11 protein-coding genes are annotated in these 14,609 nt (G+C 35.3%); 6 read left to right on the plus strand and 5 right to left on the minus strand.

The features are described from left to right. Positions 1–7 precede the first annotated feature (7 nt). Both CGC49_RS08345 and CGC49_RS08350 read left to right on the plus strand, forming a co-directional pair. Positions 8–2,413 (plus strand): prolyl oligopeptidase family serine peptidase, encoded by a 2,406-nt coding sequence (locus CGC49_RS08345; protein ID WP_095912737.1) that lies wholly within the window; start codon positions 8–10, stop codon positions 2,411–2,413. A gap of 303 nt (positions 2,414–2,716) precedes the next feature. Beyond that, on the plus strand, positions 2,717–3,256 hold the full coding sequence (locus CGC49_RS08350) for a hypothetical protein (RefSeq protein ID WP_157909024.1): 540 nt from the start codon (positions 2,717–2,719) through the stop codon (positions 3,254–3,256). Between the two features lie 47 nt (positions 3,257–3,303). Here the strand turns inward: CGC49_RS08350 and CGC49_RS08355 are convergent, their stop codons facing one another. The 5 genes from CGC49_RS08355 to CGC49_RS08375 all read right to left on the minus strand — a co-directional run bounded on the left by CGC49_RS08355 (position 3,304) and on the right by CGC49_RS08375 (position 10,502). Beyond that, complete coding sequence (locus CGC49_RS08355; protein WP_095894087.1) at positions 3,304–4,680, minus strand: leucine-rich repeat domain-containing protein; 1,377 nt, start codon at positions 4,678–4,680, stop codon at positions 3,304–3,306. 10 nt (positions 4,681–4,690) lie between these two features. Continuing rightward, entirely contained in the window at positions 4,691–6,508 is a 1,818-nt protein-coding gene (locus tag CGC49_RS08360) for a GNAT family N-acyltransferase (protein WP_095912361.1), read from the minus strand. Between the two features lie 120 nt (positions 6,509–6,628). Continuing rightward, on the minus strand, positions 6,629–7,237 hold the full coding sequence (locus tag CGC49_RS08365) for a hypothetical protein (RefSeq protein ID WP_095912362.1): 609 nt from the start codon (positions 7,235–7,237) through the stop codon (positions 6,629–6,631). A gap of 17 nt (positions 7,238–7,254) precedes the next feature. Beyond that, a complete protein-coding gene (locus CGC49_RS08370) occupies positions 7,255–7,869 on the minus strand; it encodes an outer membrane beta-barrel protein (RefSeq protein ID WP_095894089.1) in 615 nt (204 codons plus the stop codon). Between the two features lie 143 nt (positions 7,870–8,012). Next, positions 8,013–10,502, minus strand: a complete 2,490-nt coding sequence (locus tag CGC49_RS08375) for a zinc-dependent metalloprotease (protein WP_095912363.1) — start codon at positions 10,500–10,502, stop codon at positions 8,013–8,015. A gap of 118 nt (positions 10,503–10,620) precedes the next feature. Between CGC49_RS08375 and CGC49_RS08380 the strand changes: the two genes are divergently transcribed. The 4 genes from CGC49_RS08380 (at position 10,621) to ftsY (ending at position 14,601) form a co-directional block, all read left to right on the plus strand. Next, positions 10,621–11,784 (plus strand): glycosyltransferase family 87 protein, encoded by a 1,164-nt coding sequence (locus CGC49_RS08380; protein ID WP_095912364.1) that lies wholly within the window; start codon positions 10,621–10,623, stop codon positions 11,782–11,784. A gap of 5 nt (positions 11,785–11,789) precedes the next feature. Continuing rightward, the gene (locus CGC49_RS08385; RefSeq protein WP_095912365.1) at positions 11,790–12,500 is read left to right on the plus strand and encodes a glycosyltransferase; all 711 of its coding nucleotides are present in this window, start codon (positions 11,790–11,792) and stop codon (positions 12,498–12,500) included. Between the two features lie 20 nt (positions 12,501–12,520). Then, positions 12,521–13,282 carry a polysaccharide deacetylase family protein gene (locus tag CGC49_RS08390; RefSeq protein ID WP_095912366.1) on the plus strand — a complete coding sequence of 254 codons (762 nt, stop codon included), beginning with the start codon at positions 12,521–12,523 and terminating at the stop codon, positions 13,280–13,282. A 362-nt stretch (positions 13,283–13,644) separates the two neighbouring features. Next, positions 13,645–14,601, plus strand: a complete 957-nt coding sequence (gene ftsY / locus CGC49_RS08395; protein WP_042010304.1) for a signal recognition particle-docking protein FtsY — start codon at positions 13,645–13,647, stop codon at positions 14,599–14,601. Positions 14,602–14,609 lie beyond the last annotated feature (8 nt).

Genomic DNA, 14,609 nt, shown 5'->3' on the forward strand with positions numbered 1-14,609 from the left:
TAAATATATGAGAAAAATTTTATCACTTATACTCGTTTCATCAATGAGTTATTTAACAGCACAAGAGAATCTGACATATCAGAAACCGTCAGAGGAGATTTTGCAATTAGCTGATTTTGAAAGGGCTCCATCAGTGATGATGAATAGCCAACGTACGTGGATGGTTTTTAGCTATCGGTCTACTTACCGAAACTTGGAGGAACTTAATCAAGAGGAAATTCGTTTAGGAGGTCTACGAATGAATCCAAATATAAATGCTTCAAGTAACCTGACTTACATCAATAATTTAAAAGTACAAAAAGTAGGAAACAAACAAACTCAACAGGTGAAAAATCTACCTGAAAACGCTAAAATCGCTTATTTAGGGTTTTCTCCTGATGAGAAAAAAATGTCCTTTACACACACAACTGATAAAGGTTTAGAGTTGTGGGTACTTGACTTGGAAACGGCTACAGCAAAACGATTGAGTAGCAACTTGCTAAATGCTAATTTCGGAATGCCTTACACATGGTCGCCCGACGGTTCCTTTTTACTTGTAAGAACTTTGGTAACCAACCGTCCTGCATTACAGAGCGAAGCTAAAAGCGTTCCCAAAGGACCTATTGTATCAGTGGGAACGGGACAAGTTTCACAAAACAGAACATATCAAGATTTGTTGAAAAATAAAATTGATGAGTTTAATTTTGAAGTTTTGGTTACTTCGGAATTGAAAAAGATAGATTTAAATGGAAAAGAAAGCCTTTTTAAAGGTGCAGGAATGTATCTTTCAGAAAGTTTCTCTCCCGATGGGAACTATTTAATGATAACCGAGCTTAAAAAACCGTTTTCATACATTGTGCCATTTAATCGTTTCCCCAGAGAATCAAAAGTTTATGATGTTCAAGGAAAAGAAGTTGCACTGGTAAATAGTTTGCCTTTGATTGAAAATATGCCAAAAGGATTTTCGTCGACCCATAAAGGAAAACGTTCTATGAGTTGGCGTTCTGATAAGCCACACACGCTGTTTTTTGTTGAGGCTCTGGACGGAGGAGACCAAAACCAAAAGGCTGAGTTCCGCGATGAAGTTTTTCAGTGGGAAGCTCCTTTCAATCAATCACCTGTTTCTTTGATAAAACTAAAACAGCGTTTCAATTCCATTATTTGGGGCGATGAAGAAAATACTTTAGTGTATGAACTTTGGTACGATACCCGTAACCAAAAAGCAATATTATTAAATTTAAAAAATAACACACAAAAGGTTATTATTGATCGAAATTATCAGGATGTTTACAATGATCCGGGTTCTCCTCAAACTATTAAAAATCAATGGAACAGATATGTTCTTCAAATTCAAAATGGGAAAACTTATTGGTTAGGAGCAGGACATACCAAAGAGGGGCAATTTCCTTTCCTTGATGAATTAGATTTGAAAACGTTGAAAAAAAATCGACTGTATACCTCGAAACTAAAAAATCAAAAAGAGAATATTATTGAGGTGTTGGATGTCAAAAAAGGAGATATGTTGGTAAGTTTACAATCGGCAACGGATTACCCAAATTATTTCGTAAAGAATTATAAAAAAGGGAAAACTACACAGCTTACTTTCTTCAAAAATCCGTTTGAATCCTTGAAAGGAATTCATAAAGAAGTTATTAACTACACACGCAAAGACGGAGTTGCTTTGAGTGGTACATTGTATCTTCCTAAAAATTATGATTTCAAAAAGAAAGAAAAATTGCCTTTACTCATCTGGGCGTATCCGCGTGAATACAAAAGTAAAAGCACGGCAGGGCAAAGTACGGCAAACCCTAATGAGTTTACGTATCCTTACTATGGTTCCTTTATATATTGGGTCACAAAGGGGTATGCCGTATTGGATGATGCTGCTTTCCCGATTGTAGGTGAAGATAAGCAAGAACCTAATGACACCTTTATTGAGCAGTTAGTAGCCAATGGAGAAGCTGCTATTGATGCATTGGATAAATTAGGTTATATCGACAGAAAAAGAGTCGCTGTGGGAGGACACTCTTACGGAGCGTTTATGACGGCTAATTTACTCACACACTCTGATTTATTCGTTTGTGGAATAGCTCGAAGCGGAGCCTATAACCGTACGCTGACTCCTTTTGGTTTTCAATCAGAGCAACGAAATTATTGGGATGCTCCTGAGGTGTATAACACCATGTCTCCCTTCATGAACGCTCACAAAATGAAAAAACCTCTTTTGTTAATTCATGGTGCAGCAGACAACAATGCAGGAACGTTTACTTTCCAAACGGAACGTTATTTCCAAGCTCTTAAAAACTTGGGAGCTCCAGTACGTATGGTACTTCTGCCATTAGAAAGCCATGGATATCAAGCAAAAGAAAGCATATTGCACACCCTTTGGGAACAAGATCAATTTTTAGAAAAACATCTGAAAGCTAAAAAGTAGTTTTTGCTGAAAAGAAAAAATACTTATTCTGACTTGTAAACAATAAGTGTTTTCTGTAAAATTGCCTAAAAGATATTGTTTTGAATTAAATCCGCTATAATCAGTATGAACTTCAGGGTTTATAGTCGCTTTGCAACCAGCTGATTTTTAGCGACAAATCACGAATGTAGATTTGTTATAACTTAGAAACAATTTTTTAGGCAATTTTTATTTTTGTATACCATTGTTAAAAATTTATTGAAATGATGTTTGTTCAATAAAAATATATACATTTGTGTTATTAAACCTAAAAGCATTTGCTTTATGAGAAGTATATTTTTCTTGTTCGGTATATTTATCATGGGAATGGGATATTCTCAGAATATTTTACTTCCTCAAAAGTCAAGTTCATCAACTTTCAATTCCGATGGAAAATGGATTATTGGTGGAAACATTGGAGCTAATATTGATTCTGAAAGATTAGATATTCAAATTGCCCCACGTGTGGGTTATAGAATTATCGAAAATTTAGAATTAAGCGCAAGTGTAAGTTATACGTTTCGTAACACCAAAAGTGTTAGTATGCGGACTCTTGGTGTGGGACCTTACTTAAGTTATGTTTATCAAGGATTTGTTTTTGGAACATCCTATCAACATTTGATGTCTTCGACAAAAGTGAAAATCACAGAAAATATTGCTAAAAGGAGTGAAAATGCCTTGTTTGTGAGTGTGGGATATCGTCATCAGATAGGAGGAAAAGCCTATGCAGAACTGGGGATGAGATATAACTTACTTTACAATAAAGATTCAAGTGTTTTTGCTTCTGGATTTATGCCTTATGCGGGAATTTCTGTTTCGTTGTAAATAGGTTTATTCATATAATGAAGTATATAGGGATTTATCAAAATCAACTATTTGATAATCATTTGCTTCCAAATATCATCTTGTAGATAGGCTTCTTGACTTTTTTTTGGAACAATTACTACACCCTTATATCCCAACGATAGATTTACCTGTGGAGGCGTACTTGCTCGACAGATAATTTCTTCCAACGAACTACAATTGCGAAAAGCTTCCACACCTATGTAGTTTAACGTAGCAGGAAGATCTATTTTTTTTAGCTTTTCACATCCACTGAACGCCTGAACACCGATGCTATTTGTGTGACTCGATAGTTTTACGGAAGCTAAGTTCTTACAATCGTAAAAAACTCTATCTTCAATTTTTACAACAGATTTGGGTAGCTCTACTTTTTCCAAACTCACACAATTGGCAAAGGCAAAAATACCTATATAATTCACATTCTCAGCAAATTTTATAATTTTTAAACTTGTACATTCATTAAACGCACCAAATAAAATATCTGTTAGAGATATAGGCAAGTCCAAGGAAATCAAACTACTACAATTCCGAAAAGCATGCATTCCTATTTTTTCTATACCCGAAGGGAAATGTATCTCTTTCAAGCTATTACATCCTGAAAAAGTGTCATTTTTAATTTGAGTAAGGTAGGCAGGTAATCCTATCCACTCTAATGCCGAGCAATTGAAGAAAGCACTTGCTCCGAGATGTACCACAGAATCAGGGAGTTCTATCTCTTTGAGTGACACACAATGTTCAAAAGCATCATTACCAATACTTTCTAAATTCCCCAAAAAATAAACTGAAGTCAACGATTCGCAAAAAGCAAATGCACTGGCTCTAATGTGGAGTGTTTTTTTAGGTATTTCAATTATTTTTAGACTTTTACATTCGTAAAAAACCTTAAAAGGAAGGTGTATGAGATTTTCTGAAAGAGTTACATTTGCGAGTTCCTTACATTGCGAAAAAGCCTCGTTTCCCAAAGTGGTCAATGAGTTGGGAAGTGTGATACTCTGTAATTTGAAACATGATTCAAAGGCATTATCTTCAATAGACTTCAATCCATCCCCTAAGGTAATTTCAGTCAAATTGGTGCAATATGCAAAAGCACTTTTTTTGATTTCAAAAACTCGAGATAAGTCTATTTTATTTAGGTTATAACAATCAAAAAAAGCTCTTTCCTCAACAATTTCAACCGTATTTGGAATTTCAATAGATTTTAATCGGTGACAGCCTTTAAAAGCTTCTTTTGCAATGGTTTTCACGAAATAAGGTATCACTACATGTCCATTGGCAGGGATTTTTTCACAATCACATTTTTTTAAGATATTATTTTCAATGACAAGTATTTCCTTCTCAGATTGAGCGATACTGTCAATTGAGATAAAGGATAAACAGAGTGTAAAAATGTGCTTTAAAACCCTCATTTTAAATTTTTTATGTTATATTTTCTTTCAATTTTGCTTCAATTTCAATCTGAAACTCTTCAATCACAGGCTTCATGGTGCTTTCAGGCAGATCTGCAATTCGGATATACATTAGCCCGTCTATGGCATTATTGAATTTTGGGTCAACGTTGAAGGCTACAACACGGGCATTTTGTTTGATATATTTTTTGATAAGTACGGGCAAACGCAATGTTCCAGGTTCCAATTCATCAATAATTTTGTCAAACTTATTTAGGTCTGCCTTGGTTTCGTCGAAAATAAAATCCTTATCAGCATCTTTGAGTTTAACCTTAAATTCTTTTTTAGGTCGTACATACTGAGCGATATAAGGGTCGTAGTAATTCGATTTCATGAACTCAATCATGAGTGATTTTGAGAAATTTGAGAACTGATTACTGATACTCACTCCTCCTAACAAATAGTGGTGTTCAGGATAGCGGAGCGTTGTGTGAGCAATTCCTTTCCACAGTAAAAACAAAGGCATCGGACGCTGTTGATATTCAGAAATGACAAAAGCACGTCCCATTTCAATGGTTTTACTCATCATATCGTAAAGTTCAGGTTCAAAACGAAATAAATTATGAGTGTAAAAACCATCAATTCCATATTTAGGGAATATGTATGCACCTAATCCCATTCGGTAGGCTCCTGCAATCTTTTTAGCATCGGCATCCCATAAAAACATATGGTGATAGTAAACATCAAAATCGTCGATGTCAATACATGCATTAGTTCCTTCCCCAACCTCTCGAAAGGTAACTTCGCGAAGCCTTCCAATTTCGGTCATAATATTTGGAATGTCTTCATACGGAGCCAGAAAAACCTCATAATTGTTACTCTTGAAAAGTCGTAGATCTTTTTCAGTAATAAGAGAAATTTCTTTTTCAATCAATTGAATATCAATAGGTTCTATTATTTCTTCAGGGGCTTCTGCCGATTTATTGGACTTATTTAATACGGATGTAAGCGGATTCTTTTTCTTAGTTTTGTCAAATGTATTCGCCAATAGATAGGTTTTTTTACGCAAAAAATCAGTATAAGATTCTAAATCAGTATGCTCGTTTTGAGTCTTTACCGATATAGGCTTCCCAATCCGTACGTGAATAGGTCTTTTTCGTTGGCTCAACATTTCAGACGGAAGTTTTGCCGTACGAAGCGAATCGTCGATTTTGGCGAGTGAATAAAACAATTTACTGTTTTTCGCATGGAAATAAATTGGGATGATAGGCACTTGTGCCTTTTTTGCCAAACGCATAGCTACTTCTTCCCACTGTTTATCAACGATAAATTTACCTTCTTTTTGAGTAGACACTTCTCCAGCAGGAAATATACCCAAAGGCTTTCCTTCTTTGAGATGTTGAATCGATTGTTTAAATCCTAAAACGCTGGATTTTACATCTTTACGATTTTCAAACGGATTTACAGGCATTACATAGTTTGACAGAGGCTCAATGCGTTGCAACAGAAAATTCGCCATTACCTTAAAATCTGGGCGTTTCTCTCCTAATAATTTCAAAAGCAACACTCCATCCATGGCTCCCAGTGGATGATTGGATATAGTTATGAAAGCTCCTTCTTTAGGAATGTTTTGCAAATCTTCATCTGGCATGTCATACTGAACTTCAAATTCATCCAATAGCCGATTTAAAAAATCAATTCCTTGCAAATGTTTATTACGATCATAAATCCTATTCAGTTTTGATAACCGAAGGATTTTCATCAGTAACCACCCTGCAAAAGTACCTACAAAGCCATATTTATCAATGTTGAGTGCCTTGGCAACCTCTTTCGCATTTACAAGTCCCATACGCTATGCTTAATTTGTACACAAACTACAAAGATATAAAAATATTTGAAATACCTATTGTTATGAGGTTAAAAACTTATTAAGCCAGACTTTTTCTTTAAGATTTCCTTTCTAGACAACCTATTTAAAGATAGCTTTTTGCTCATAGGGTTTGAAAAAATAGATCAAGCCAAACTGAAAAACTCTATTGCTCATATAACCATCAAAAGGAGGAATTTGTTTCATAAGATGGTTATGGATACCTGAAAACGATTCTTTGACGCTGAGTTCTAACGCTATTTTATCTGTTAAGAAAAATGTTCCTCCAATTTTTCCTTTTAGGTTACTACTATTCAGAAAAGGAACTGACGGATTATTGATTACTACGTCAAGAACTAAGCCCACATCTAAGTAAATACTACGCCATACTCCTACTTTCCATACGTTCCCGAAAGATATATAATCAATTGTTATAGTGTGTTTAGTAGTATTTTGTTCCTGAATATAACTCCCCTGTCGAGAATAAGAAGCACTAAGTTTTAGATCGGTCTCCTCCAGAAATTGATTGATAGCGAAAAACCCCATGTACATATCAGGTTTGACCCCAGTGCTACTGTGGAAATTTTCTGTCTGACTACGAAAAATGGATAAATTTAGACCTCCTTCAACTCCCCAACGCAGTGTGCTGTTATCTTGTTGAGCAATTAGCACAAACGGAAAGAAAAATAATACACAGAATATATTTTTCATAATTAACTTATATTTAGTTATTTAATGTAGTAGCAAACTCCAAAACGAACCACACGATTCGTTACATTACGTTCAAAGGGAATAATATCATTTTTAATATTTGATCGTCGGAGACCTATTTTCCCATCTAAGAAAACACTTATTTTTTTGCTGAAGATAAATTCAAATCCGAATAGCGAAACTGTAGTGTCAAAATTTTGAAATTCCGAAGTGATATCATTTTTTCGTAACAAGAAATCGGTAGAAAATCCTAATTGATAGAAAATATGTTCGTGAAGTTTGAAACGAGCTTTGTAACCAATCGAGAGGTGAGGTAGGTTGTAATGTATGTATCGATTTTCAATCATATCTTCATAATAAACTCCTTGACCTGAGTAAGTTAGCTCAAAAAGAAATGAATTGACAGCAGGTAAAGATGTTTTTACGGTCGCAAATCCTCCAAAGAAAATATCGTCTTTACCCTGAAGGCCATCTTGCAAAGGGTAAACGGCTGCTAACCTTGAATAATTCAAACCTCCTTTAATCCCCCAATGGATTTTATTATCCTTATCTTGTGCAAATAGAAAACTTATGTTTAGTAGTACAAACAATGGTACTACTACTTTTTTTATAGATTTGAATAATTTATTCATAATAAATCTAAATAATTGACAATGCAAATGTAAGAAAAAGTATTCTATTGGGTTAATTATTCATATTTTATGAGAGAAAAAAAGGAATTATTAATCCAATTTTTTAGAGATTAATAATTCCTTTTGAAAAAAATGAAAAGATTTTATTTCGTATCAAATAGCTTGTCAATACGAGCAACGATGTCTTTCAAGTGGTTTTGAGTCATAGCATCTGAGGAAGAAGCTGAACGAGCCATCGTGCGAATTTGTGAAAGTTCGGCACGAACAGCCGCCTTAATGTCTGAGGTGTGAGCATTAGCACTCGTTCCTTTAAAATACGGACTAGGTGGAGCAGGAGGCAATGCTTTGGTTTCGAGCAATATTTTTCCTAAAATTTCCACGTGTGAACGTTGTAAATTTCTGCGGTAAGCATCAATTTTTGCTCCTGTTGTGAGTTCTGTCCATACACCCTTGCGGATGTCACTCATCAATTCGGTAATTTTGTATGCTTTATCTTCATTAAGAGCTTCATTTTCAATTACTCTGTGTAATCGTGCAATGTCTAACAAATGTGATAAACCAATAGCTTGTGTATTTTTAATACGTTCCAATGTTCCTGCATATTCAATACGTTTGATGATGGCATTATCAATGAGCCAAGATGGTGTTTTAAATACCTCTTTATTAAGGAATTGAACGGCTCTTTTTTGAATATCTTTTGGAACATAAACATACACTTCGCCCGATTGGTCAGCGGTTTTGTAATATTCATAAACACCTCCAACGTTAGCCGAAACGTGTCCGATATAAAGACGATATTGCCCTAAAACCTGACCGTAAAGGCTTTTTAAATCCTCATACGTTTCTCCTTCTTTGGTTGTCCATTTTATCAAATTTGGCACGATACGTTTAAGGTTAGCAATTCCGTAGGCACTTGCTTTCATCGCATCGTTTCCTAAATCTTCCGATTGTGAACTTGGGTCAACGATGTGCCCCATTTGCTGATGCCCAAAGCGGTAAAGCGGGTCGCCAGCGTGTTTTAAAATCCACTGATTCAGCGTTTCTTTCTCTTCTTCTGCAGATTTATCCAAAATAGGGCGATATCCCCAAGCGATGGCATATTTGTCATAAATCCCGATTTCAGGCATTAAAGCCACGCCTTTATCCTCAGGTTGAGCGATGTAGTTAAATCGGGCATAATCCATAATGGAAGGAGCTGTTCCGTGTTTTTTGGTGAAAGAAGCCGAACGCAACGAATCTACAGGATAAGCGTGGCTACTTCCCATATTATGAGGCAATCCGAGAGTGTGACCCACTTCGTGTGAAGACACAAATCGAATCAAACGTCCCATAATTTCGGTTTTAAATTCCGGTTTTTGAGCATCAGGATTGATGGCTGCCGTTTGTACAAAAAACCAATTGCGAAGCAGCGTCATTACGTTATGATACCAGTTGATATTGGCATTTAAAATTTCACCCGTGCGTGGGTCGCTAATATGCGGACCGTTAGCATTCGGTATAGGTGACGCCAAATAACGCACCACCGAGTATCGCATATCGTCAGGATCCCAATCAGGGTCTTCTTCTTTTGTTGGCGGGTCTTTCGCGATGATGGCATTTTTGAATCCCGCAGCCTCAAAGGCTTTTTGCCAATCTTCGATACCTTGTTTTATGTACGGAGCCCACTCTTTGGGTGTAGCTCGGTCGATGTAATAAACGATAGGTTTTTTAGGTTCAACAAGTTCACCTCGTTTGAATTTTTCGATGTCTTCATCTTTTACCTCTAATCGCCATCTGTCAAGATAAGTTACTGATTTTGTTCTTTGTACAGGAAGTCCGTAATCGGTTTGACTGGTTGTAAACCAACCTACACGCTCATCGAAATACCTGCGTTTCATAGGATTTTCAGGAAGTAAAATCATTGAATTGTTGATTTCCACAGTGATAATTCCCGCAATGCGACTGGTATAAGCAGGTGGCTCAGAAGCGTTGTACGTTTTTATACTACGCACTTCAATATTTTTTGGGAATGTTTTTATTCGCTCGATAAAACTTCGTTTAGTGTCTATTCCGCCAATTTTGTATTGTTTTCGATAGCGTTCCGAAAGTCCAAAAGGTTTGGTGTCTTTGTCAAAAAGCTCATTGACTTCAATCACTGATGAAATGCTGTCTTTTCCTCGTGTTTTAATATCGAAACTGGCTAAAATAGGTTCGACGTTCGAGTTGATAACTGCCTCATAAATAGGCAAACTATCATTAGCAATGATGCTGTGTGAGACCATTCTCACCAATATTTTTTTATCTTTCTTTTCCCATCTAATTACTTGATTGTTAGCTTCTTCTCCTCCAAAACCGATGCCCGTTGCTGTTTTGGAAATACGAGTAACCATCAGCATTTCTTTCCCTAAAAGCGAATCGGGAATCTGATAAAAATACTTGTCGTTTACCTTATGAATGGTAAACAATCCTTGTGTAGTTTTTGCCGTTTTTGGGATAATAGCATCAAATCCCTTAGGTTTGGCGGCTTCGGCTTTTTTCTTTGCCTCAGCCTCAATTTGGGCTTTTTTCTTCTTGCTTTTGAAAAGCTGTGCATTTACTTCATTTACAGAGAGTAATAAAAGCAATGTCGAAAAGTATAATGTTAATTTACGCATATAATTTAGATAAATAAAAATCAATAAGGGCAAAGATAATGATTTTACGAGACCTATGTGCGTTGTTTTTCAAAATAAATTACTTTTTTCACAGAAATAGTTATATTTGCAAAAAAAAATGATGCTACGGTTGTTTAGAGATTTTCGCTTCGTTACATTGCTGTGGTTCGGTTTGGCTCTTGCTACCGTAATTCAGAATGTTTTTATACGAGGGAAGTATAATAACTATTTGATTTTTGAAGGAGTCTTCCGTCACACCATTGGAAAACTATCGCTTTACGCTGAATATCCAACAGAGTACTTTGATGTAAATCATTATGGAATTTTGTTTAGCGCTATAATTGCTCCGTTCGCTGTTTTGCCTAATTGGTTAGGTTGTTCACTTTGGATTATGAGCAACGTACTCTTTCTGTATTGGGCGATACGTCAACTGCCTTTGAAACAATGGCAAATAATAGGAATATTACTTATTGCAGCTCACGATTTATATACCGCAGCAGCAATGCAACAATTCAATATCAGTATAATAGCCATTTTAGTAGGAGCATTTGTTTTCATAGAAAAAGGGAAAAGCCATTGGGCTACATTGCTGATTGTTATAGGGATTCTAACAAAAATTTATGGCATTGTAGGACTTGCTTTTTTCTTCTTTTCAAAAGATAAGATACGATTCATAGGGTCGGGACTACTTTGGTTGGTAATTTTATTTTGTTTACCAATGCTTTATTCCTCACCGCAATATGTTATCTCTCAGTATCAAGAATGGTTTGAACGATTGGCAGTCAAGAACAATTCGAATATGAATGCTTTACAATACAACCTTCAAAATCTATCCTTATTAGGATTTCTGCAACGAACGGGGGTTTTTAATAATAATTTAGTGGTAATTGTAACCGGATTAGTACTATTCACGTTGCCTTATTTACGTTTTAATCAGTATGAAAATAAAGATTTTCGGTTGATGTTTTTAGCCTCTGTAAGTATGTTTTTATGTCTGTTTAGCACAGGAACAGAAAATAGTACTTATATAATAGCTTATGTAGGTATTGGAATATGGTTTGTAGCAAGTCCGAACCAAAACAAATGGTTAAAAATAAGCCTTTTGTCCCTTACAATACTAGCATCACTCTCACCTACAGACATATTTAAACCCCTAAAAGAACCTTATATTATTAAATATTCGCTACGGGCAATTCCTGTAGCAATTGTTTGGTTAGTAATGATTTGGGAAATGTGTTTTTTTGAATACAAAACCATCGAAATGCTCGAACCTAAAAACTAAAAACGATGCAGAACAAACAAATTGATATTGTGATTCCGTTTTACAATACGGCGAATCATATTTTTGAGTTATTGCGAGAAAATATTACAGCTTTATTGCGAGAAAATCGATTGCAAAACTTCTCAATCACTCTGGTAAATGATGGCTCAACCAAGGATAATTACAAAAGTTATATAATAGCCCTGCTCAGCGATTTTCCTCACTGCGTGAATTTTCTAAATTTGGAGCAAAATCGAGGAAAAGGAGGAGCCATTAAGGAAGGAATCAAGCAAAGTACAGCTCCTTTGGTGGTGTTTTACGATATTGATTTCCCATTCGGAAGAAATGCTTTATACAGCATTATTGAAAACCTCCAAAAAAGCGATAATGACATTTGTATAGCTAAAAGAGATGAGTCATACAACAAAAAATTGCCTTGGAAACGAAAAATAATTTCGCAAGGAGTCAAAAAAATAATTTGGATACTTTCCAAAGGTAAAATAACCGACTCACAAGCGGGTTTAAAAGCAATGAAAAGAGATGCAACCTCTATTTTATTGTGTACCGAATGTAATTCATTCATTATGGACTTCGAGTTTCTTTTAAAACTAATCAAACACAATAAAAAAATAGGTGAAATCATCGTAACTCCAAATGAAAACATCGAATTTACAGATTTTTCAACAAATACGATAGCAAAAGAAATTAAGAGTTTATTCAAGATTTTGGTTTCATAAAACAAAATAAAATTTAAACAATGATTTATCTTTCATTCGACATCGAAGAATTTGATATGCCAAAAGAATATGGCTACAACATTGATTTCCAAAGACAAATAGCCATATCACGTGAAGGAACAATCGCCATTTTAGACCTTTTAAAAAAATACAACGCCAAGGCTACATTTTTTTCAACGGTTGTTTTTGCACAGAATTGTCCTGATTTAATAGAACGTCTTTTGATGGAAGGACACGAATTGGCTTCACACACCTATTATCATTCTAATTTTGAAATTTCTCATCTCAAAATGTCCAAAGAAGCCTTAGAAAAACAATTTCAAACTGAAATAAAAGGACTTCGTATGCCGAGAATGGCAGAAATAGAGGCAAACGAGGTGAAAAAAGCAGGATATATTTATAATTCGTCCGTAAACCCGACCATTCTACCGGGTAGATACAATAAATTACACGTATCAAAACGCATTTTTATTGAAAAAGGACTTCTGCAAATTCCTGCCGCTGTGAGTCCGCTATTTCGTATTCCTCTTTTTTGGCTTTCTTTTCACAACTTTCCGCAGTGGTTTTACCATTTTCTTTTAAAAAGAACGATGAAGTACAGAAATTACGCTACATTGTATTTTCATCCTTGGGAATTTACCAATTTGCATCAGAAAGAATTTAATTTTCCGAATTATGTAATGCGAAATTCAGGCGAAAAAATGATTTCCCGATTTGAAAAACTACTAAAATTCATCCATCAAAATAATTGGAAAACTGGATTATACCAAGATTTGAAATAAAATTTTCAAAATAATTTTATAACTTTGCAGAACACTCTTTGAGGTACAATATGAGTATTTTAATCATTTCCATTTTTTTGAAGTGAATGTATGTTGTATGTCAGTTAGTTATACGAGAGGAAAGTCCAAATCAGAAAATGTGTTTGACAGATATGCAGATTTGTCTTATTTCTTGATTTGAAATACATTACTAAGAAATTTTTACATTTCAATTTATTCCGTATTTTAGCACCCAAAATAAGGAATGTAGCTTTCATACATTTAGCAAATTCTGTGAAAAAATAGGGGTTTGATTCTGATTTGTATGATAAAACAACAATATTAAGCAATAAAATTTAACTAGAAACAGGAAGTCCATGGCAATGAATTTTTTTAAGAAAATATTTTCTTCGGAAAAAAAAGAAACTCTTGATAAAGGACTAGAAAAGTCAAAAGTAAGTTTTTTTGACAAATTAGGTCGGGCAATTGCAGGTAAATCCAAAGTAGATGACGATGTGCTGGATGAGCTTGAAGGAGTTTTAGTTAGCAGTGATCTCGGCGTAAGTACCACTTTGAAAGTTATCGAACGGATTGAAAAACGAGTAGCTCGTGATAAATACCTAGGAACTAATGAGTTGAATAGAATTCTTCGAGAAGAAATCGCTGGACTTTTATCAGGGACTAACAGCGGTGAAGATACTGATTTTGTTATTCCTGTGGATAAAAAACCGTATGTCATGATGGTTGTTGGGGTCAACGGTGCGGGGAAAACCACTACCATTGGTAAGTTGGCATATCAATTTAAGAAGAAAGGATATAAAGTTATGCTTGGTGCAGCAGACACATTTCGTGCAGCCGCCATTGACCAATTACAAGTGTGGGCAGACAGAGTCGGTGTGCCAATTGTTAAGCAACAAACAGGAAGTGACCCAGCTTCTGTAGCTTACGATACTTTAGCATCGGCTGTAGCACAAGATGTTGATGTTGTTATAATTGATACGGCCGGACGTTTGCACAACAAAATCAATCTGATGAATGAATTGACTAAAGTGAAGCGAGTAATGCAAAAAGTCATTGCTGACGCTCCACACGATGTATTACTTGTTTTGGATGGCTCAACAGGACAAAACGCTTTTGAACAAGCCAAGCAATTTACCAAAGCAACCGAAGTGTCGGCTTTGGCTGTTACCAAATTAGATGGAACCGCTAAAGGAGGTGTAGTCATCGGAATTTCAGACGAATTCCAAATTCCGGTGAAGTACATTGGAGTAGGGGAAGGCATAGAACATTTGCAGGTCTTCAATAAATACGAATTCGTAGATTCGTTTTTTAAAGATTAAGAAAGGTG

This window comes from Capnocytophaga sp. H4358 (assembly GCF_002302515.1).
Taxonomy (GTDB): domain Bacteria; phylum Bacteroidota; class Bacteroidia; order Flavobacteriales; family Flavobacteriaceae; genus Capnocytophaga; species Capnocytophaga canis.

Excerpts from the sequence above, each read along its gene's own strand:
- CGC49_RS08390 (WP_095912366.1), top strand. The coding sequence starts at position 12,521 with ATGATTTATCTTTCATTCGACATCGAAGAATTTGATATGCCAAAAGAA.
- CGC49_RS08370 (WP_095894089.1), bottom strand. The coding sequence starts at position 7,869 with ATGAATAAATTATTCAAATCTATAAAAAAAGTAGTAGTACCATTGTTT.
- CGC49_RS08375 (WP_095912363.1), bottom strand. The coding sequence starts at position 10,502 with ATGCGTAAATTAACATTATACTTTTCGACATTGCTTTTATTACTCTCT.
- CGC49_RS08365 (WP_095912362.1), bottom strand. The coding sequence starts at position 7,237 with ATGAAAAATATATTCTGTGTATTATTTTTCTTTCCGTTTGTGCTAATT.
- CGC49_RS08385 (WP_095912365.1), top strand. The coding sequence starts at position 11,790 with ATGCAGAACAAACAAATTGATATTGTGATTCCGTTTTACAATACGGCG.
- CGC49_RS08350 (WP_157909024.1), top strand. The coding sequence starts at position 2,717 with ATGAGAAGTATATTTTTCTTGTTCGGTATATTTATCATGGGAATGGGA.
- CGC49_RS08345 (WP_095912737.1), top strand. The coding sequence starts at position 8 with ATGAGAAAAATTTTATCACTTATACTCGTTTCATCAATGAGTTATTTA.
- CGC49_RS08360 (WP_095912361.1), bottom strand. The coding sequence starts at position 6,508 with ATGGGACTTGTAAATGCGAAAGAGGTTGCCAAGGCACTCAACATTGAT.
- CGC49_RS08380 (WP_095912364.1), top strand. The coding sequence starts at position 10,621 with ATGATGCTACGGTTGTTTAGAGATTTTCGCTTCGTTACATTGCTGTGG.
- CGC49_RS08355 (WP_095894087.1), bottom strand. The coding sequence starts at position 4,680 with ATGAGGGTTTTAAAGCACATTTTTACACTCTGTTTATCCTTTATCTCA.
- ftsY (WP_042010304.1), top strand. The coding sequence starts at position 13,645 with ATGAATTTTTTTAAGAAAATATTTTCTTCGGAAAAAAAAGAAACTCTT.